Below are 17,811 nucleotides of genomic sequence, written 5' to 3' on the forward strand. Positions count from 1 at the left end.
CGTCGGTGTCCGAAGACCCTGGCAGTGAACGTCTGATCGCGGGCCGCTACCGCCTGCTGTCCCCTCTCGGCGAGGGCGGCATGGGGACGGTGTGGCGGGCCCGCGACGAGGTGCTGCACCGCGAGGTAGCCGTCAAGGAGGTGCGCGCGCCCGCCGGGCTGGCGGCCTCGGACGTGGAGCGGATGTACGCCCGGCTGGAGCGCGAGGCGTGGGCGGCCGCGCGGGTCGCCAACCGCAACGTCGTCACGGTGTACGACGTGGCCACGCAGGACGGCCGCCCCTGGATCGTCATGGAGCTGGTCCGCGGCATCTCGCTGGCGGAGCTCCTGGACGCCGAGGGGCCACTGGAGCCCCGGCGGGCCGCGCACATCGGTGCCGAGGTGCTGTCCGCGCTCCGGGCGGCGCACGAGGCCGGTGTGCTGCACCGGGACGTGAAACCGGCCAATGTGCTGCTGTCCAACGACGACCGGGTGGTGCTCACCGACTTCGGCATCGCCCAGGTCGAGGGCAGCTCGGCGCTGACGATGACCGGCGAGGTGATCGGCTCGCCCGAGTTCCTGGCGCCGGAGCGGGCGCTGGGCCGCACCCCCGGCCCGGAGTCCGACCTGTGGTCGCTCGGTGTGCTGCTGTACGCCGCCGTCGAGGGCAACTCCCCCTTCCGTCAGACCACCCCGCTGAGCACCCTGCGCGCCATCGTGGACGAGGAGCTGCCGCCGCCGCACCGGGCCGGGCCGCTCGCCCCGGTGATCGAGGGCCTGCTGCGCAAGGAGCCGGCCGAGCGGATCGCGGCGGACCGGGCCGAGCAGGACCTGCGGATCGTCGCGGCCGGCGGCACCCCGACTCCGGACGGCGCCCTGGCGTCGCCGTTCGCGCCGACGATCGCGGCGTTCCCGGAGCCGGCGCGGCCGACCCCGCCGATGCCGATGCCCTATCCGGCGGCGGCGAGAACCGGGCCGCTGCCCGGTGGGGGCACCACGCCCACGGACGCCACGCCGCCGGAGCGCAACCGCCGCGCCGGTGCCGTGCTGGTCGCCGGCGTGGTCGTCCTGGCGCTGGCCGTGGGGGGGCTGACGTACGCCCTGCTGCACCACGACAACGGCGGCAACGGCTCGGACGGCTCCGGCACCCCGCGTTCGGAGCCCCGGACCTCGGCGTCCGCAACGGACACCAGGCCCGGCAGCTCGGCCCCGACCAGCCCGACGCCGAGTGCGAGCCGCAGCGCCACGAGCACGCCGCAGTCCGTGAACGTGACGCTGACGGGGTCGAACACGACGTATTCCGGCACCTGCCCGCCGGACAGGTCGCAGGCGCCGACGTTCACGGCCACGTTCACGGTGGGCCGGGTGCCGGCGACGGTGACGTACCGCTGGGTGACCAAGAACGGTTCGCTGCCCGGGGAGTGGAAGACGCTGTCCTTCCCCTCCGGTGGCGGCAAGACCCGGCAGGTGAGGAACTTCATCACCACGCGCGACAGCACGGGCACCTTCGAGGACGTGATCAGCGTGGAGGTCCGCGACCCCGTGCACGCCACGTCCGGCTCGGTGCCGTTCTCGCTGACCTGTCAGGCGGAGACCCCGACGGGCGGGGCCTCCCCCAGTGCTTCGGCGTCACCCTCCTCGTGATCAGGCCAGGTTGTCGAGGACCGGCAGGTAGCCGCCGGACTGGCCGGACGCGGTCGGGTGGTAGGACTCGCCGATGTTGAGCCAGTTCACGCTGTGCAGCCAGGAGCTGCCGGAGCAGATCTCGTGGCCGGTGAAGGTGGTGCGGACGTCGCCGAAGGCGAAGCCGTGGTCGGCCGCGGCCTTGTTGATGGCCGTGTCCAGGTAGTCGGCGGCGCCGTTGATGGCCGTCCGCTTGGTCTCGGACAGGCCGAGGCAGGTGGTGCCGAGCCTGTAGAAGCGCGGGTAGCCGAGGACGACGACGTGGGCGTTCGGGGCCTTGGCGCTGATCGCCGAGTAGACGCTGTCGAGCTGACCGGGCAGCGTCGAGTCGACGTACGCCTTGGCGGTGTTGATCCGGGACAGGCAGGTGCTGTCGGACTGGAGCACGCAGGTGGTCATGACGTCGGCGAAGCCGGCGTCGTTGCCGCCGATCGAGAGGGAGACGAGGGCGGTGGCGGAGCTGAGGGTGCCGAGCTGGTTGGCCAGGACATCACCCGTACGGGCGCCGGAGCAGGCCTTGAAGTCGAACGTCGAGGGTGAGTGCGCGGCCGCCCACAGGTAGGGGTAGGCCTTGGTGCTCTGCTTGCAGTCGCCGCTGGCGCTGAGGTAGCTGCCCGCGCCGACTCCCGAGGAGTAGGAGTCGCCGAGGGCCACATAACCGCCGGTGGCCGCCTGCTGGGACGCCTGCGCCGCCGTGGCCCCGGTGAGGGCCGTGCCGGCGGCGAGGAGGATCGAGCTCACGAAAACGGCAATTCGGGAACGTCTCATGGAACCTCCCTTTAGCAGGATCTCTGCCATAACCGTGGTACCAACTACGCGTGTTGATGGGAAGTGTCCATGTCAAGACTGTTGAAAAGTCCTCAACTTCCGATCGTGAACGGCCCGGAGGAGAATTTGTTCAGAAATGCACGAGAAACGGCTGTAGACCCTTTGGTCCCTTGACGCCCCCTCTTGCCCTGAGCGACATTGAAGACTGGCATCCGGCGCGCTGGGGGGCGAAGTCGCCAATGCAGACGATCCACATCAGAAGACGCGTCAAACCGCCTTCGTCCGACGGCTCCGAGCGGGCGCGGCAGGGCCCGGAGGGGGACCTGTCACCACTGCTCGCCGGGGCCGCGACGGCCGTGGCGGGCTTCGGCGCCCTGCTGGCGCTCGTCGACGCGGAATCACCCCTGCGCGGCCCGTGCACTCTGTTCTTCCTGCTCGCGGCACCCGCGACCGCCGTCTGGGCGGCGCTGCGCGGGCTGGAACCGTTCGGCCGTCTCATCACCGCTGTGGCGGGTGCGGTCGTCCTCGACATGCTCGTAGCACAGGGCATGTTGGCCGTCCATCGCTGGTCGTGGCGCGGCGGGATCATCGCCGTGACCGTGATCAGCTGTCTCCTTCTCCTCGTACGTTGTGTAACGCTCAAACCAACAAAAAGGTGAGGACTGGTTCCAGGCCTTGCCATATGGGTTCAATCGTCAATACCGTCGTACATCTCACCCGCATCGGACCATCTTCAAGCGGCTCTAGGGGAGGGCTCAAGGACCGCGATGGCTGCCGGAGCGGGGCGCGGTAGGGGGGTGCCGTGCTCGGTGACCGCGAACTGTGACCGAGTCGTGCCGCGCGACCGGCTGCTGCCCTGCGGCAGGCGGCCAGCTTTGCCAGCTCGCCTCGGCGTGCACGTAGCTCCATCTCGTCATGCCGTAGGCGTGAACCCCCCTTTCGAACCGGATACAGATCCGGGCCGCCCGGGGGCGGGCGGTCCACCGGACGAGAGGGACCAAGACTCATGAGTTCTGTTCTTCGGCCGGCGGCCACGAACCACGGGCCGTCAACAGCCGACAAGTACCGGCCGATCTCCACCCACCTGGCCATCGCGCCGCCGGTGAGCGTGGTGATCCCCGCCATGAACGAGGCGGAGAACCTTCCCTACGTCTTCAAGACGCTTCCCGACTGGATCCACGAAGTCGTCCTCGTGGACGGCAACTCCACCGACGACACCGTCGCCGTGGCCCGCGAGCTGTGGCCCAAGGTGAAGGTCGTCGAGCAGCGGGGCAAGGGCAAGGGAGACGCCCTGATCACCGGGTTCGAGGCGTGCACCGGCGACATCATCGTGATGGTCGACGCGGACGGCTCGGCCGACGGCAACGAGATCGTGTCGTACGTCTCCGCCCTGGTCTCCGGCGCGGACTTCGCCAAGGGCTCGCGCTTCGCCAACGGCGGCGGCACCGACGACATGACCTTCATCCGAAAACTCGGCAACTGGGCGCTGTGCACCATCGTCAACCGCAAGTTCGGCGCCCGCTACACCGACCTGTGCTACGGGTACAACGCGTTCTGGCGGCACTGCCTCGACAAGATCTCCCTCGACTGCACCGGCTTCGAGATCGAGACCCTCATCAACATCCGGGTGGTCAAGGCCGGCCTGAAGGTGCAGGAGATACCCAGCCACGAGTACCTCCGCATCCACGGCACCAGCAACCTGCGCGCCGTCCGGGACGGCATCCGCGTGCTGAAGGTGATCCTCAAGGAACGGTCCAACCGCAAGGAGCTGCGCCGGCAGGAACATCACTCGCCGCTCCTCGACTCGGTGCGGGGAGAGGTGTCTTGAGCGATCTCGGCGTCTCCGTCGTGATCTGCGTCTACACCGAGGACCGCTGGGAGGACATCCTCGCCGCGGTCTCGTCGGTGCGGGCACAGTCCCGGCCCGCTCTGGAGACCCTGCTGGTCGTGGACCACAATCCGGCCCTGCTGGAGCGGCTGGCCAAGGAGTACAAGGAAGCCGACGAGGTGCGGGTGCTCGCCAACGCGGGCCCCCGTGGACTGTCCGCCGGCCGCAACACCGGTATCGCGGCCGCGCGCGGCGAGGTGATCGCCTTCCTCGACGACGACGCCGTGGCCGAGCGGGACTGGCTGCGCCGCTTCGCCGAGGGGTACGCCGACCCCCGGGTGATGGCCGTCGGCGGCCGGACGATGCCCATCTGGGCGTCGGGGCGGCGGCCGGCCTGGTTCCCCGAGGAGTTCGACTGGGTGGTGGGCTGCACGTACAGGGGCCTGCCCACGGGCCTGGTCCGGGTGCGCAACGTCCTCGGCGGGAACGCCTCGTTCCGCCGTACGGCGTTCGACGCGGCGGGCGGATTCGCCACCGGCATCGGACGCGACGGCGACCGGCGCCCGCTGGGCTGCGAGGAGACGGAGCTGTGCATCCGGCTCACCAGGGCCAGACCCGACGCGATCCTGCTGATCGACGACCGCGCGGTGATCCACCACCGGGTGCCCGAGGCGCGCGAGCACTTCGGGTACTTCCGCACGCGCGCGTACGCCGAGGGCCTGTCGAAGGCGCTCGTGGCGCGCAGTGTGGGCGCGGACAAGGGACTGGAGTCCGAACGGCGGTACGCGACACGTGTGCTGCCGGCCGGAGTGGCGCGCGGGCTGCGCGACGCCGTGCTGGCCAGGCCGGGCGGGGCCGGCCGGGCGGGGGCGATCGTCGCCGGGGTGCTGACCGCGGCCGGGGGGTACGTGGTGGGGAGCGTGCGCGTCCGTCGCGGCGGAGCGTCCTTCTCCGTCGCCGCGATCGAGGGAGCGGCTCATGATCGAGGGGGGAGCTCATGACCGAAGAGGCCGTACCGATTCTCATGTACCACTCGGTCGCCACCGCGCCGAACGACGCCACCCGCGCGCTGTCGGTGGCGCCGGAGGCGTTCGCCGAGCAGATGGCGCTGATCGACGACCTGGGGCTGACCCCGGTCAGCACCGGTGATCTGGCGGCGCGTTGGCGCTCGGGGCGCCCGCTGCCGCCGCGTCCGGTGCTGATCACGTTCGACGACGGCTACGAGGGCGTGCACCGGCACGCCCTGCCCGTCCTCGCCAAGCACGGCTTCACCGCCACCCTGTTCGTCTCCACGGGCTGGCTCAGGGGCGCGTACGACACCGGGGGCGCCCTCGACACCATGCTCGACTGGGACCAGGTCCGCGAACTCGCCGCCGCGGACGTGGAGATCGGCGGCCACAGCCACACCCACCCGCAGCTCGACCAGCTCGACGACGAGCGGCTGCGGCACGAGCTCATCCACTGCCGCGACCTCGTCACCGGCGAACTGGGCACCGCCCCGGTCTCCTTCGCCTACCCCTACGGCTACTCCAGCCGCCGGGTGCGCGAGGCGGTCCGGCAGACGGGCTACGCCCAGGCGCTGGCCGTCGGCAACCGCCTCGCGCGCCGCCGCCAGGGGCCCTATGCCCTGCAGCGGGTCACCATGCGCCGCGGCACCGGCATCGAGGAGTTCGAGCGGCTGGTCGAGGGCCGCCGCATCGCCCGCACCTTCGCCAGGGACCATGCCCTCACCAAGGGCTACGCCATGGTCCGCAGAGCACGCCAGGTCCGCCGGAAGGCCAGCCGTTCCCGTGTCTGACACGACGACCACGTCCACCGAGCCGCAGTCCGCGAGCGAGGCGCCCGAGCAGCCGGGGCGCCGCCTTCGCCTGCCCGGCATGGGCGCCGGCGGCAGCCAGCTGTTCCGCAACGCCTACGCGCTGATGCTGAACACCGGTATCTCCGCCGTCCTCGGCCTCGGCTACTGGCTCATCGCCGCCCGCTACTACTCCGACTCCGCCGTCGGCCAGGGCTCGGCCGCGATCGCCGCGATGAAGCTCCTCGCGGGGCTGACCGCGGTGACCCTGACGGGTGCCCTGGCCCGCTTCATCCCCGTGGCCGGACGGAGCACCGGCCGCCTCATCTTCCGCACCTACGCGGGCAGCTCGCTGATCGTGTCGCTCGCCGCGATCGTCTTCCTGCTCACCCTGAACATCTGGGGGCCGTCCTACCGCTTCCTGCACGGGCCCGTCCACGGTCTCGGCTTCATCGCGGCCGTCGTCGCCTGGAACGTGCTCACGCTGCAGGACGGTGTGCTGACCGGGCTGCGCAGCGCGCCCTGGGTGCCGGTGGGCAACACCGTCTTCTCGGGGGTGAAGCTGGTCCTGCTGGTCGCACTCGCCGCGGCGATCCCCACCACGGGCGTCTTCGTCTCCTGGGTCGCGGCGATCGCCACCTCCGTCGTGCCGTTGGGCTGGCTGGTCTTCCGCCGTCTGGTGCCCCGGCATGTGAAGACGACCGAGGACCACGCCCGTCCGCCGAACGTGAAGGAGATCGGCAGGTTCCTCGCCGGCGACTACACGGGCTCGCTGTTCTCGCTCGCCGTGGTCTACCTCGTCCCGGTGATCATCGCCTCGCAGGTCAGCTCCAAGGACAACGCGTACTTCTACATCACCACCACCATCGGCGGCACGGTCAATCTGCTCGCCATCAACATGGGCGCCTCGCTGACCGTCGAGGGCTCGCACGACCCGGCCCGGCTGGCCGTCAACACCCGTGCGGCGCTGAAGCGGATGGCGCGCATCATGCTGCCGATCTGCGGCCTGATGTTCGTCGGAGCGCCGTGGATCCTCGGCGTCTTCGGGCAGGGCTACGCGGACGCCGCCACCCCGCTGCTGCGCCTGTTCGCGATCGGCGCGCTGCTGCGGGTCGTCATGGAGACGTACTTCGCGGTCCTGCGCGCCCAGAGCCGCACCGGCGGACTCGCCTGGATGCAGGGCCTGCTGTGCGTCCTGGTGCTCGGCCTGACGCTGCTTCTGCTGCCCCGGATGGGGCTGACCGGCGCCGGTGTCGCCGAGATCTCCTCGCTCGCGGTGATCGTCACCCTCGCCGCGCCGAAGCTGTACCGCACCCTGAAGGCGGCCCCGGCCGACGTGCCCGAGGACGCGGCACCCGACGGGGACCTCGCCGACCTGGGCACCGCCACCGTCCCGATCACCGAGAAGGCGCGCCGGCGCGGCCCGGGCTGGGCGCTCGACACCGACACCCTGGCGCTCGGCATCCACGTCGACTTCGACCACCAGGAGCGCCGGCCGGACGTGCGGCCGGGACCGGGGACCCCGCCCACGGGAACGCCCGTGGCACGGGTCGATCACCGGCCGGCCTGGGCGAGGAAACCCGAGGTGGGGCTGCCGTTGGAGCCGGCCGCCCCGGCGGGCGGGCCGAGCCTGACGTGGGGCCGGGAGCCCGGTGCGGAGGCCTCGCGGGGGCCGGCCGAGGTCGAGGTGGACGCACCGTTCGGGGCCGCGCCCACGACGGAGCCGGCCGAGAGAGCCGCGGGCGAGGAGCCCCCGGCGCGGGAAGCGCGATCGCCGTCCCTCCCCTGGCGTGAGCGCCTGCACCCCACCCGCGCCGGGCTCGTCCTCGGCGGCGCGCTGGCCGCCGCGCTGCTGCTGTACTGGGTGCCCGCGCTGGGACTCGGCGAGGCCGACCTGAACGGCATGGGCGGGCTGGGCCTGATCTCGGTCCTGCCGCTGCCGACCCTCGTCGGCGCCGCCCTGCTGGTCACGGTGTTCGCCTCGCTGCTGTGGCTGGGCCGCGAGCACAAGGCACTGCTGCTGATCACACTGCTGGCGACCGTCGTGTCCCTGCACGCGCTGCCCGCGGTGCTGGAGACCGAGCCGCGGTTCCCGACGGCCTACCAGCACCTGGGCTTCCTGGACTACATCGACCGCACCGGTTCGGCCGTGCCCGATCTGGACGCCCGCTGGAGCTGGCCGGGCTTCTTCGCGGTGGCCGCGTTCGTCGGCCGGGCCTGCGGGGTCACGGACTTCACGGAGATCATCCGCTGGTGGCCGCTGACCATCCAACTCCTCTATCTGGCGCCGATGTTCCTGCTGGTGCGCTCGATGCGGGCGAGCTGGCGGGCCAAGTGGACCGGCATCTGGATCTTCGTGCTCAGCGGCTGGGTCGGCCAGGACTACTTCTCCCCGCAGGGCTTCACCTACCTCCTCTACCTGGCCTTCGTCGCGATCCTGCTGGTCTGGTTCCGCGCGCCGCGCGTGATCTGGACGAAGCTGCGGCCCGGCGAGGCGGAGGTCGAGCCGACGGACCGCCGTCAGAAGGCGGTCCTGCTCGGGGTGCTGATCGGCCTGTTCGCGGCGAGCGTCCCCGCCCACCAGCTCACCCCGTTCGTGATGCTGGGCGTGCTCGCGGCGCTCGTCGTCGCCGGCAGGTCGGAACTGCGCGGCCTGCCCATCCTGTTCGCCGTGCTGGTCGCCGTCTGGCTGGGCTTCATGGCGGAGCCGTACTGGTCGGGGCACTTCGACGACCTGTTCGGCGGCGTCGGCGGCGTCGGCAGCAACGTCTCGACGTCCGTCTCCGGCCGCATCCAGGGCGGCGACTCCACGCACAAGCTCGTCCTGTACACGCGGGTGCTGCTGGCCGGCGGTGTGATGACGTTCGCCTGCTGGGGCTGGTGGCGCCGGCGTGACCACAAGTACCGCGAACGGTCGCTGCTGGTGCTGACGTTCGTGCCGTTCCTCGGCTTCGGGATGCAGTCGTACGGCGGTGAGATGGCGCTGCGCGTCTTCATGTTCGCCGTGCCCGGCGCCGCGCTGCTGGCCGGTCTCGCGCTGTTCCCGCGCACCGGTGTCACCGCCGAGGAGCGGGACAAGGACCGGGTGAGCCTGGCTCCGCTGGCCGCGCTGATGGCGGGACTGCTGCTGGTGGGAGGCTTCCTGGTGGCCCGCTGGGGCAACGAGCCGTTCGAGCGGGTGCGGCCCGGCGAGGTCGCGGCCATGGACTACGTGTACGCGCACGACAGACCGACCGTGCGCCTGCTGTGGCTGAGCAACGACACCGTCAACGACGTGACGCCGGCGATGCCGTGGGGCACGAAGGACATGGAGCGGGTGAACTATGTGCCGACCCTGGCACCGGCCGACCCGGTCCTGGTGTCCGGTCTGGTCAAGGCGCTCAGGGACGCGGGCCCGAACTCGTATCTGATGATCAACGAGAGCCAGCTGACGTACCTGCGGATGGACGTAGGCTACTCCCCCACCTGGGGGCCGCGCCTGATCCAGAACCTGGACCGGCGGCCGGAGTTGAAGAAGGTCTACGTCAACTCCGACGCCACCGTCTACACCCTCGGCAAACAGCCCGCGGGCGCGGTGGCGAAGCCCGCCCCCGGTCCGATCGGGCCGCAGATCACCTGGACGCCGTGGTCGATCGTCGGCGCGCTGGCCGCCCTGGCGCTGATCGTGCTGCTGACGGCCCGCGAGGTCGTCCGGGTCGCGACGCGGCCGAGCGTGCGCCAACTGCGCCGGCTGCAGAGCAGTTTCTGGTTCTCGCTGCCGCTGCTGGCGGTGCTGCTGGCCTCACTGGTCCAGCGGTTCCTGACGATCAACTGAGCGTGCGGTGGCTCAGCGCCCGAGCCACCGCACCTCGTAGGCCTGCATGTCGAACCGCTTGCCGTCGATCTTGGCGCTGATGGACCGGCCGAGGGTGTTGACCACCAGAACGGTCCGGTCGGTGGCGAGGACGCGGACGTTGGGCACGTCGTCCGCGGCGACGGACACGGTGGTGTACTTCGTCCCCGGCGGGAACTCCTGGCTGAAGCGGGAGACCAGATCGAACATGGGGAGCTTGCGGCCCCCGTCGGCGCTGTCCGTCGGGGTCCACAGGCACCCGGCGCAGCCGTCGCCCTTCTCGTCCTCCGGGTTCCAGTAGAAGCCGGAGGAGGCGCCGCCCTTGACCATGGCGATCATCCCGGCGGCCTGGACGGCGACCCGGCGGGGCTCGGACCAGCCGTTGCGCTCGTCCTTGCCGTCGGCGGGCTCGACGTAGTACTCGGCCCACCACAGCGGCAGGTTGCCGGTCTCCTGCCGCACCCACCTGCCGACCGCGGTGAGCTTGTCGGTGGCCGCGAACTCGTTCGGCAGCATCTCGTCGTCGTTGGTGTAGCTGGAGCCGTCCACGACGACGAAGTCGGCGCCCGCCTTGTGCTTGTTCCAGTAGTCGAAGGCCTCCAGGACCCGCTGGTCCATGGCGCCCCACGGGCCCTTGAAGGTCTTGGACGCCTCGTCCGCCCGCGGGTCGACGCTGTCCATCACCAGGTACGGCCCGCCGACCATGATCTTCTTGTCGACCTTCTTCAGGGCCTTGTAGACGAGGTTGTAGAGCTTGGTGTACCCCTCGTAGTCCCAGCGGCCCTTGGTGTCGCTCCAGAACCCCTTGAACTCGTTCCAGACGACGAAGTGACGCACGTCCGGATAGCGGCGGGCGACGGTCGCGGCGAGCGCGGCGAAGTCGGCGTAGTGCTCGGGCAGCGGTGCCGTCTCCAGCGCGGACAGGCTCCAGTTCGTGTTGTCGACGCCGGCCTTGCCGCCCTTCATCCAGTCCGGGGAGCAGCACAGGGTGACGACCGGGGTGCCGCCGGACCTGCGGATGAAGTCGATGCGGCGGTCCATGGCACCGAAGTCGTAACGCCCCTTCACCGGCTCGGGGTTGTCCGCCCCCCAGCCCATGAGGGCCTGGTCCTGGGGCAGCCCGCCGGCGTTCGAGACCAGCTTCTCGACCCGGTCCGTGGCGGCCGGGTCGCCCTCGTCGGCGCTGTACTGGGTGTGGGTGAAGCCCCAGCCGACGTCGGGCGCGTCCTGGTCCTTGGGGGTCACCGGGGTGCCGTGCACCGCGGCGCCGTTCTTCGAGGTTCCCCGGGTGCTGCCGCCGTTGTCCGGAAGCGTGTTGATCAGGGTGACGATCAGTGCGAGTGCGGCCATGCCCACGCCGAGCAGCGCGGTGAGCCGCCACCGCCGAGCCCCCGAAGTCCACCCATGACGTCCCATCGAGGGCAACAGTATCGGGATGAACGCCACCTGGGGCAGATGTCGTGAATCCACAGTCCTGTAACAGGACGGAGGGGACACAACGGCCCCGCGTCTCCCTCCCGGCGCACCGCGGAAACCGGGTGCACGGGGCGGTTCCGTGCCGGATCATGGGCGCCATGTCTGCGAACCCACACGACGCGCTGCCGATCCGGCTCAACGTCGACGACAGCGACTCGCCGTCCGACGTCGTCGACGCGCTGTTCCTCGGTCGTTTCGCGACGGGCGAGCAGCCGTACGCGCACGCGGCGAACATCGACCGTGTCCGCTCCGGCGCCACGCTGCTGCCGCAGGGCGCCCGGGTGCTGCGGGTCGCCCGTGACGACGACCGCAGCGCCACCCTGGCGGAGGGCGACGGCTGGACCGTGCTGATCTCCCGCTGGAACCGGGGCGCCGACGTCACGGTCACGGCCACCAGCGCCGAACTGGCCGAGCAGGTCCTGGAGCAGGCCACCGACGGCGCGGCGGACGAGCCCGAGCCCCAGCCGGAGAACGTCACCATGGGCTTCTGGTACGTCTCCCCCAGGCGCGGCCCGCACCGCACGACCCGGCAGATCTCCGCGGGCACCTGGGAGGAGGTCCGGGAGAACTACACGGCGCCGGTGGCGGACGCCATGGACCGCCTGATGAAGACGACGCCGGAGGACATCGCAGGCCGTCTGCTCCTGCTGCACGGCCCGCCCGGCACGGGCAAGACCTCCGCGCTGCGCACCCTCGCCCGCTCCTGGCGGGACTGGTGCCAGGTGGACTGCGTCCTGGACCCCGAGAGACTGTTCAGCGACGTCGGCTATCTGATGGACATCGCCATCGGCGAGGACGACGGGACCGGCAAGGGCCGCTGGCGGCTGCTGCTGCTGGAGGACTGCGACGAGCTGATCCGCGGCGAGGCGAAGCACACGGCGGGCCAGGCCCTGTCCCGGCTGCTCAACCTGACCGACGGCCTGCTGGGCCAGGGCCGCAACGTCCTGGTCGGTGTCACCACCAACGAGGACCTGGAGCGCCTGCACCCGGCCGTGGTGCGCCCCGGCCGCTGCCTGGCCCGGATCGAGGTCGGCAGGCTGACCCACCGCGAGGCGGTCGGCTGGCTCGGCACCGAGGAGGGCGTGGGCCGCGAGGGCGCGACCCTGGCCGAGCTGTACGCACTGCGCCGCGGAACGTCCCCGACGTCCCTGCCGGACCAGCGGGACGGAGCCGACGCCGGGCTGTACCTCTAGTGTTTTGATGGAGGTATGACCCTGTTGGTCGGAACGTCGGGGTGGCAGTACAAGGACTGGCGGGGCGTGCTCTACCCCGCCGGGTGCCCGACGCGGCTGTGGCTGGAGGAGTACGCCGGGCATTTCGCCACCGTGGAGCTCAACAACGCGTTCTACCGGCTGCCGACGCGGGAGAACTTCGCCGCCTGGCGCGAGCGGGTGCCGCCGGACTTCGTGGTCGCGGTCAAGGCGAGCCGCTTCCTGACCCACATCAAGCGGCTCCGCGACCCGGAGGAACCGGTCGAGCGGCTGATGACGCACGCGGCGGGCCTGGGCGACCGGCTGGGCCCGGTGCTCGTGCAGCTCCCGCCGACGCTGAAGGCCGACGCGGGGCTGCTGGACGCGTGCCTGGGCTGCTTCCCGCCGGGCACCCGGGTGGCGGTGGAGCCGCGGCACGAGTCGTGGTGGACGCCTCAGGTCCGCAAGGTGCTCCAGGCGCGCGGCGCGGCCCTGTGCTGGGCGGACGTGCTCTCCCGCCCGGCGACCCCGCTGTGGCGCACCGCCGACTGGGGCTACGTCCGCTTCCACCAGGGCCGCGCCCGGGCCTGGCCGCACTACGGCCGGCGAGCGCTGGAGACCTGGGTGGACCGCATCGCCGGCACCTGGTCGGCGGACGACGACGTGTACGCGTACTTCAACAACGACCCGACGGGAGCGGCGGTGCGGGACGCGGCGACGTTCGCGAGGGCGGCGCGCGCGAGGGAGCTGGCCGTCACCCGCACACCTTGACCCGTCCCCACGTGGCTTCCGGCCCCGACGGCGACCGGTCACGACGGCGTACTCCGGCGGTGCCGGACCCGGCCTCAGACCTCCCCGTACCCGGCCCGCAAGGCATCCCGCACCGCCGCCAGCGCGTCCGCCTCCGCCAGCCCGAGCCGGCGGGCACGCTCGACGTACGCCTGCGCGGCCGACGCCAACTCCCGTTCGGCGGCCGACCCGGCGGCGGCCACGTACGTTCCGTTGCGCCCCCGCGTCTCGATCACTCCGTCGCTCTCCAGCGCCCGGTAGGCCTTGGCGACCGTGTTGGCCGCCAGGCCCAGCGACTCGGCGAGGCCCCGCACGGTCGGCAGCCGGTAGCCCACGGGCAGTACCCCCGAGCGGGCCTGCTCGGAGATCTGCACCCGCACCTGCTCGAAGGGCGGCGCGCTGTCGTCGATGTGGATCTTCAAGGTCACGCCCCCGATTGTCCCGCACCCGCCGGAAAATGAGGCGCGCCCGGTCGCATCCCCCACGTAGCGTGCGCCCACATGACAGTGAACGTGCGTGACCTGCGCCCCGACGACCCCACCGATGTCGAGGCCTTCGCCCGGGTCCGGCACCTCGCCCTGCCGTACATCCTGTGGACCCCGGCCGCCATCCTCCACCACCTCGCCCACACCCCCGCCGAGGCCCGCTTCAGGTCCCTGGTGGCCGAGGTGGACGGCGAGGTGACCGGCACGGCCCAGGTCCACCTGGCACATGAGAGTCCCGAGCCGGGCCAGGGCATGCTCAACATCTACGTACGCCCCGACCGCGTCCACCGCGGCGCGGGCACGCACCTGGTGCGCGCCGCCGAGCGGCATCTGACGGACCACGGCGCGACGAAGCTGCTGGCCTGGGTGCTGGACGAGCCGGCCAACCGCGCCTTCGCCGAGCGGCACGGCTACCGGCCCAGCCGCTCCGCCCACTTCCTGCGGCTGGACCTGACCACCCGCGCCCTGCCACCGCTGCAATCGCCGCCGCCGGACGTGGAGTTGCGCTCGGCGGCCGACTTCGCGGACGATCCGCGGCCGCTCTTCGAGCTGGACGCGGAGACGGCGTCGGACGAGCCGAGCGACGTCGACACCGAGATGACGGACTACGCGGCCTGGATCGAGCAGACCTGGAACCACCCCTCACTGAACCGGGAGCTGACGACGGTCGCGTTGGTCGACGGCCGTCCCGCCGCCTTCAGCGTCGCCTACACGGACGGTCCCACCGGCCGTTACGCCACCGCGATGACGGGCACGGCCCGCGCCCACCGCGGCCGCGGACTGGCCAAGCTCGCCAAGAACACCTCCCTGCACCGCGCCCGTGCGGCCGGCTTCCGGGAGGCCCACACCGGCAACGACAGCGACAACGGTCCGATGCTCGCGATCAACAAGTGGTTCGGGTACGAGATCGTCGCGTCGGAGGTGCGCTATGTCCGCGAACTCGGCTGATCCCGAGGGCCGGCTGACCGTCGTCCTCGTCAAGGCGGGCCGCACGAAGATCCGTTACGGCGCCGGGCTGCTCGGCGACGACGGCACCCGGATCGCGGTGCGCGCCCCCTGGGCGGGCACGGGCACGCGCGACTTCGGCTTCGTCCGCTTCGAGGAGGGCGACGTCTTCACCGAGTACTACTGGCGGGACCGGTGGTACGCGGTGAAGGAGGTCCGTGACGGGGCGGGGGCGTTGAAGGGCTGGTACTGCGACGTCACTCGCCCGGCCGTCCTCACCGGCTCCGAACTGGTCGTCGAGGACCTCGACCTGGACCTGTGGCGGTCCGCCGACGGCCGGGACGTGCGCCGTCTGGACGAGGACGAGTTCGCGGACAGCGGCCTGCGGGAGACGGACCCGCAGGCCGCGGCCGCCGCGGTGGCCGCCCTGGAGGAGCTCGAGGCGCTGGCCCGCGGCGACGGCTTCGACGCGCTCCTGGCCTGAGCCCGCCCTACTCCAGGACCGCCACCACCGCGTACCGCTCGTCCGCGACCTCCTTGCCCCACAGCGCCGCCTCCTGCGACAGCCGCTCCAGCCGGACGTCACCGGTGAGCGGCGCGAGCAGGGCCGTGAGGTCGTCGGCCGGTATGCCGGCGGGGTCGACGGTCCCCCACACCCCCTCGACCAGCACGAGACGGCCGCCCGGCCGCAGCAGGCCGCGCCAGTGCCGCAGGGCCCGGCCCGGGTCGGGCAGGGCCCACAGCACGTGCCGTACGAGGACGACGTCGAAGCGCTGTTCGCCGACCGGGGGCACGGCCGCGTCACCGACGAGGAACACCGCGTCACGGCCGGCCAGCTTGGCCCGCGCGAGAGCGACCATGGCCGGCGAGCCGTCCACGCCGGTGACGCGGTGTCCCCGCTCGGCCGCGAGGAGCGACAGACTGCCGGTGCCGCAGCCGAGATCCAGCACGTCGCAGGCGCGCGCCGGCAGCCAGGACTCCAGCCTCCGGGCCCAGGCCCGCCGTACCTCCGGATCGCGCAGGCCGTGGTCCGGTTCGTCGTCGAAGGAGGCCGCCTGCGCGTCCCAGTCCACGCCTGCTTCCGCGTCGGTCCTGGTGGACGCCGTGTTCAGACCTTCACTGTGATCCGTCATGAGCCCAAGAGTGACACCCGCCACTGACAGTCGAATCGTGACAGCCGCCACTGACAGACCCGCACCGATGAGTCACTCTCCCGGGAAAGGTCTACCTCCGTGAGAACGCGGAACTCGGTAGGTCCTGAAGGAGGCAGCCATGCGCCGGACCACTGTGCAGAAGCCCCTGAAGAAGACGGACTCGCGCAGGGTCCGGGAAGAGGCCGACGAGCGCCCCGCGGGACGCCCGGAGGTGCGCAAGGACATCGCGAGAACGTGGTGGCCCGACGGCTGAGTGCGGTCAGTCGAGCCGCTTGCGGTAGTGGATGCGGTCGTAGGGGCCGTCCACCCGGCGCTCGATGACCTCGTAGCCGTACTTCGGGTAGATCTTCTGGTTCTCCCACATCATCGCGTTGGTGTAGAGCCTGACCTCGGGGAGACCGCGTTCACGCGCGCGTGCGTCCACGAAGTGCAGCAGCCGTCGCCCCACGCCCGTGCCGTGCGCGTCGGGGTGGACGGCGATGCTGTCGAGGAACAGATGGTCGTCGTGTTCCTCCAGGACGACGAGACCGACGACGGGCTCTCCCGTCACGAACACCCTGCCCGCGGCCACGTTCGCCGCGTGGTCCGCCCGCATGGGCACCGGCACCACGCCGATCCGCTCGATGTAGCGGTGGTACGCGGCGTCGGTCACGGCCTTCACGGCCGGCACGTCGGAGGCGACGGCCGCCCTGATCCGCTCATCTCCCATGCCGACACGGTACCTACCTGATCTCCGTCTCAGCACTCCCTTAACGCGAGCATAAGGATCTCTTCCACCCGCCCTCAGCAGGCGATTTCACGGTTTCTTGGATACGGCTCCCGATCGCTCGTGACCGGGACCGACCAGACCGGGACCGCTTCGAGGAGATTCCGCATGCCCGCACGCCGCCGCACGGCCGCCACGATCGCCGCCCTCGGCGCCGCTCCGCTCGCCCTGACCGCCCTGGCCGCCGCCCCGGCGTCGGCGCACGGGACGATGGGCGACCCGGTCAGCCGGGTCGCCCAGTGCTACGCGGAGAACCCGGAGAGCCCGAAGTCGGACGCCTGCAGGGCGGCGGTCGCGGCCGGCGGCACCCAGGCGCTCTACGACTGGAACGGCATCCGCATCGGCGACGCCGGCGGCCGCCATCGGCAGCTGATCCCGGACGGCAAGCTGTGCAGCGCGAACAACGAGGAGTTCAAGGGCCTCGACCTGGCGCGCGCGGACTGGCCGGCGACGAGCGTGCGCGGCGGGTCGTACACCTTCAAGTACCGCGTGACGGCCCCGCACAAGGGCACCTTCACGGTGTATCTCACCAAGGCGGGCTACGACCCGGCCAAGCCGCTGGCCTGGTCCGACCTGGACCTGGAGCACCCGGTGGCGACCGCCACCGACCCGGCCCCGTCGGGCGGCTTCTCCACCTTCTCCGGCACGCTCCCCGAGCGCTCGGGCCGGCAGCTGCTGTACGCGATCTGGCAGCGCTCGGACAGCCCGGAGGCGTTCTACTCCTGCTCGGACGTCGACTTCGGCGGGGGTGCGGCGAAGCCGGCCGGCGGGGGCGCGAAGAGCGGCTCGTCGCCCGCGCCCACCGCCTCCGCGCCCTCCGACGCGCAGATCGAGGCGGGTGCCGGCAAGTCGACGGTGGAGCATCACGGGCACGGTGACCAGGACGCCGCGACGTCCGCGGAGCCCACCGCGGTCAACGCGCCTCAGGCGGCCGGTGCTTCGGAGCGCCTCGCCGAGACGGGAGGCGGCGGCGAAACCCCGTATCTCGCGGTGGGCGGTGCGGCCGCCCTGGCGCTCGGTTCGGCCGCCCTGTTCGCCTCGGTACGCCGCCGCGCGAGCGACGGCGGACGGCACGGCCGCTAGGACGGCCACGAAGGGGCGGGGCCCGTCCGGCGGCTCAGG

17 protein-coding genes are annotated in these 17,811 nt (G+C 71.7%); 12 read left to right on the forward strand and 5 right to left on the reverse strand.

Annotated elements, in window-relative coordinates:
• The first annotated feature begins 5 nt into the window (after positions 1 to 5).
• Entirely contained in the window at positions 6 to 1,622 is a 1,617-nt protein-coding gene (locus LN251_RS02475; RefSeq protein WP_458242876.1) for a protein kinase domain-containing protein, read from the forward strand.
• Here the strand turns inward: LN251_RS02475 and LN251_RS02480 are convergent, their stop codons facing one another.
• Complete coding sequence (locus LN251_RS02480; protein ID WP_458242877.1) at positions 1,623 to 2,429, reverse strand: SGNH/GDSL hydrolase family protein; 807 nt, start codon at positions 2,427 to 2,429, stop codon at positions 1,623 to 1,625. It lies immediately after the preceding gene.
• A 170-nt stretch (positions 2,430 to 2,599) separates the two neighbouring features.
• Here LN251_RS02480 and LN251_RS02485 point away from each other — a divergent pair, with 170 nt between their 5' ends.
• From LN251_RS02485 to LN251_RS02505, 5 genes are all read left to right on the forward strand, one after another.
• The gene (locus tag LN251_RS02485) at positions 2,600 to 3,088 is read left to right on the forward strand and encodes a hypothetical protein (RefSeq protein WP_458242878.1); all 489 of its coding nucleotides are present in this window, start codon (positions 2,600 to 2,602) and stop codon (positions 3,086 to 3,088) included.
• Between the two features lie 347 nt (positions 3,089 to 3,435).
• On the forward strand, positions 3,436 to 4,257 hold the full coding sequence (locus tag LN251_RS02490) for a glycosyltransferase family 2 protein (RefSeq protein WP_058926245.1): 822 nt from the start codon (positions 3,436 to 3,438) through the stop codon (positions 4,255 to 4,257).
• Positions 4,254 to 5,258 (forward strand): glycosyltransferase family 2 protein, encoded by a 1,005-nt coding sequence (locus tag LN251_RS02495; RefSeq protein WP_458242879.1) that lies wholly within the window; start codon positions 4,254 to 4,256, stop codon positions 5,256 to 5,258. Before LN251_RS02490 ends, LN251_RS02495 begins: the two co-directional genes overlap by 4 nt.
• Complete coding sequence (locus tag LN251_RS02500; protein WP_458242880.1) at positions 5,255 to 6,055, forward strand: polysaccharide deacetylase family protein; 801 nt, start codon at positions 5,255 to 5,257, stop codon at positions 6,053 to 6,055. The genes LN251_RS02495 and LN251_RS02500 overlap by 4 nt, the downstream gene beginning before the upstream one ends.
• Positions 6,048 to 9,866, forward strand: coding sequence for a lipopolysaccharide biosynthesis protein (locus tag LN251_RS02505; RefSeq protein WP_458242881.1), 3,819 nt, complete (start codon positions 6,048 to 6,050; stop codon positions 9,864 to 9,866). Before LN251_RS02500 ends, LN251_RS02505 begins: the two co-directional genes overlap by 8 nt.
• 12 nt (positions 9,867 to 9,878) lie before the next feature.
• Here the strand turns inward: LN251_RS02505 and LN251_RS02510 are convergent, their stop codons facing one another.
• Positions 9,879 to 11,300 carry a GH39 family glycosyl hydrolase gene (locus LN251_RS02510; RefSeq protein WP_458242882.1) on the reverse strand — a complete coding sequence of 474 codons (1,422 nt, stop codon included), beginning with the start codon at positions 11,298 to 11,300 and terminating at the stop codon, positions 9,879 to 9,881.
• 158 nt (positions 11,301 to 11,458) lie between these two features.
• On the opposite strand from LN251_RS02510, the gene LN251_RS02515 reads away from it, so the two are divergent.
• Positions 11,459 to 12,553: a DUF5925 domain-containing protein gene (locus LN251_RS02515; protein ID WP_458242883.1), complete on the forward strand. Its 1,095-nt coding sequence runs from the start codon at positions 11,459 to 11,461 to the stop codon at positions 12,551 to 12,553.
• Between the two features lie 15 nt (positions 12,554 to 12,568).
• Positions 12,569 to 13,321, forward strand: a complete 753-nt coding sequence (locus tag LN251_RS02520; RefSeq protein WP_458242884.1) for a DUF72 domain-containing protein — start codon at positions 12,569 to 12,571, stop codon at positions 13,319 to 13,321.
• Between the two features lie 74 nt (positions 13,322 to 13,395).
• On the opposite strand, the gene LN251_RS02525 is transcribed toward LN251_RS02520, so the two are convergent.
• Complete coding sequence (locus tag LN251_RS02525) at positions 13,396 to 13,767, reverse strand: GntR family transcriptional regulator (protein WP_458242885.1); 372 nt, start codon at positions 13,765 to 13,767, stop codon at positions 13,396 to 13,398.
• A 72-nt stretch (positions 13,768 to 13,839) separates the two neighbouring features.
• Here LN251_RS02525 and LN251_RS02530 point away from each other — a divergent pair, with 72 nt between their 5' ends.
• Together LN251_RS02530 and LN251_RS02535 are read left to right on the forward strand one after the other, a co-directional pair.
• The gene (locus tag LN251_RS02530) at positions 13,840 to 14,772 is read left to right on the forward strand and encodes an N-acetyltransferase family protein (RefSeq protein ID WP_458242886.1); all 933 of its coding nucleotides are present in this window, start codon (positions 13,840 to 13,842) and stop codon (positions 14,770 to 14,772) included.
• Complete coding sequence (locus LN251_RS02535; RefSeq protein WP_458242887.1) at positions 14,753 to 15,253, forward strand: DUF402 domain-containing protein; 501 nt, start codon at positions 14,753 to 14,755, stop codon at positions 15,251 to 15,253. The genes LN251_RS02530 and LN251_RS02535 overlap by 20 nt, the downstream gene beginning before the upstream one ends.
• Positions 15,254 to 15,260: 7 nt before the next feature.
• Here the strand turns inward: LN251_RS02535 and LN251_RS02540 are convergent, their stop codons facing one another.
• Positions 15,261 to 15,902 carry a class I SAM-dependent methyltransferase gene (locus tag LN251_RS02540; protein ID WP_458242888.1) on the reverse strand — a complete coding sequence of 214 codons (642 nt, stop codon included), beginning with the start codon at positions 15,900 to 15,902 and terminating at the stop codon, positions 15,261 to 15,263.
• Between the two features lie 139 nt (positions 15,903 to 16,041).
• Here LN251_RS02540 and LN251_RS02545 point away from each other — a divergent pair, with 139 nt between their 5' ends.
• Entirely contained in the window at positions 16,042 to 16,176 is a 135-nt protein-coding gene (locus tag LN251_RS02545; RefSeq protein ID WP_351574608.1) for a hypothetical protein, read from the forward strand.
• 6 nt (positions 16,177 to 16,182) lie between these two features.
• Here LN251_RS02545 and LN251_RS02550 read toward each other — a convergent pair whose 3' ends face one another.
• The gene (locus tag LN251_RS02550) at positions 16,183 to 16,632 is read right to left on the reverse strand and encodes a GNAT family N-acetyltransferase (RefSeq protein WP_458242889.1); all 450 of its coding nucleotides are present in this window, start codon (positions 16,630 to 16,632) and stop codon (positions 16,183 to 16,185) included.
• Positions 16,633 to 16,797: 165 nt separating this feature from the next.
• Here LN251_RS02550 and LN251_RS02555 point away from each other — a divergent pair, with 165 nt between their 5' ends.
• The gene (locus tag LN251_RS02555) at positions 16,798 to 17,772 is read left to right on the forward strand and encodes a lytic polysaccharide monooxygenase auxiliary activity family 9 protein (RefSeq protein ID WP_458242890.1); all 975 of its coding nucleotides are present in this window, start codon (positions 16,798 to 16,800) and stop codon (positions 17,770 to 17,772) included.
• Positions 17,773 to 17,811: the final 39 nt, after the last annotated feature.

Source organism: Streptomyces sp. MAI_2237 (assembly GCF_054189285.1).

Excerpts from the sequence above, each read along its gene's own strand:
- LN251_RS02480 (WP_458242877.1), bottom strand. The coding sequence starts at position 2,429 with ATGAGACGTTCCCGAATTGCCGTTTTCGTGAGCTCGATCCTCCTCGCC.
- LN251_RS02490 (WP_058926245.1), top strand. The coding sequence starts at position 3,436 with ATGAGTTCTGTTCTTCGGCCGGCGGCCACGAACCACGGGCCGTCAACA.
- LN251_RS02500 (WP_458242880.1), top strand. The coding sequence starts at position 5,255 with ATGACCGAAGAGGCCGTACCGATTCTCATGTACCACTCGGTCGCCACC.
- LN251_RS02510 (WP_458242882.1), bottom strand. The coding sequence starts at position 11,300 with ATGGGACGTCATGGGTGGACTTCGGGGGCTCGGCGGTGGCGGCTCACC.
- LN251_RS02515 (WP_458242883.1), top strand. The coding sequence starts at position 11,459 with ATGTCTGCGAACCCACACGACGCGCTGCCGATCCGGCTCAACGTCGAC.
- LN251_RS02520 (WP_458242884.1), top strand. The coding sequence starts at position 12,569 with ATGACCCTGTTGGTCGGAACGTCGGGGTGGCAGTACAAGGACTGGCGG.
- LN251_RS02530 (WP_458242886.1), top strand. The coding sequence starts at position 13,840 with ATGACAGTGAACGTGCGTGACCTGCGCCCCGACGACCCCACCGATGTC.
- LN251_RS02535 (WP_458242887.1), top strand. The coding sequence starts at position 14,753 with ATGTCCGCGAACTCGGCTGATCCCGAGGGCCGGCTGACCGTCGTCCTC.
- LN251_RS02540 (WP_458242888.1), bottom strand. The coding sequence starts at position 15,902 with ATGACGGATCACAGTGAAGGTCTGAACACGGCGTCCACCAGGACCGAC.
- LN251_RS02545 (WP_351574608.1), top strand. The coding sequence starts at position 16,042 with ATGCGCCGGACCACTGTGCAGAAGCCCCTGAAGAAGACGGACTCGCGC.
- LN251_RS02550 (WP_458242889.1), bottom strand. The coding sequence starts at position 16,632 with ATGGGAGATGAGCGGATCAGGGCGGCCGTCGCCTCCGACGTGCCGGCC.
- LN251_RS02555 (WP_458242890.1), top strand. The coding sequence starts at position 16,798 with ATGCCCGCACGCCGCCGCACGGCCGCCACGATCGCCGCCCTCGGCGCC.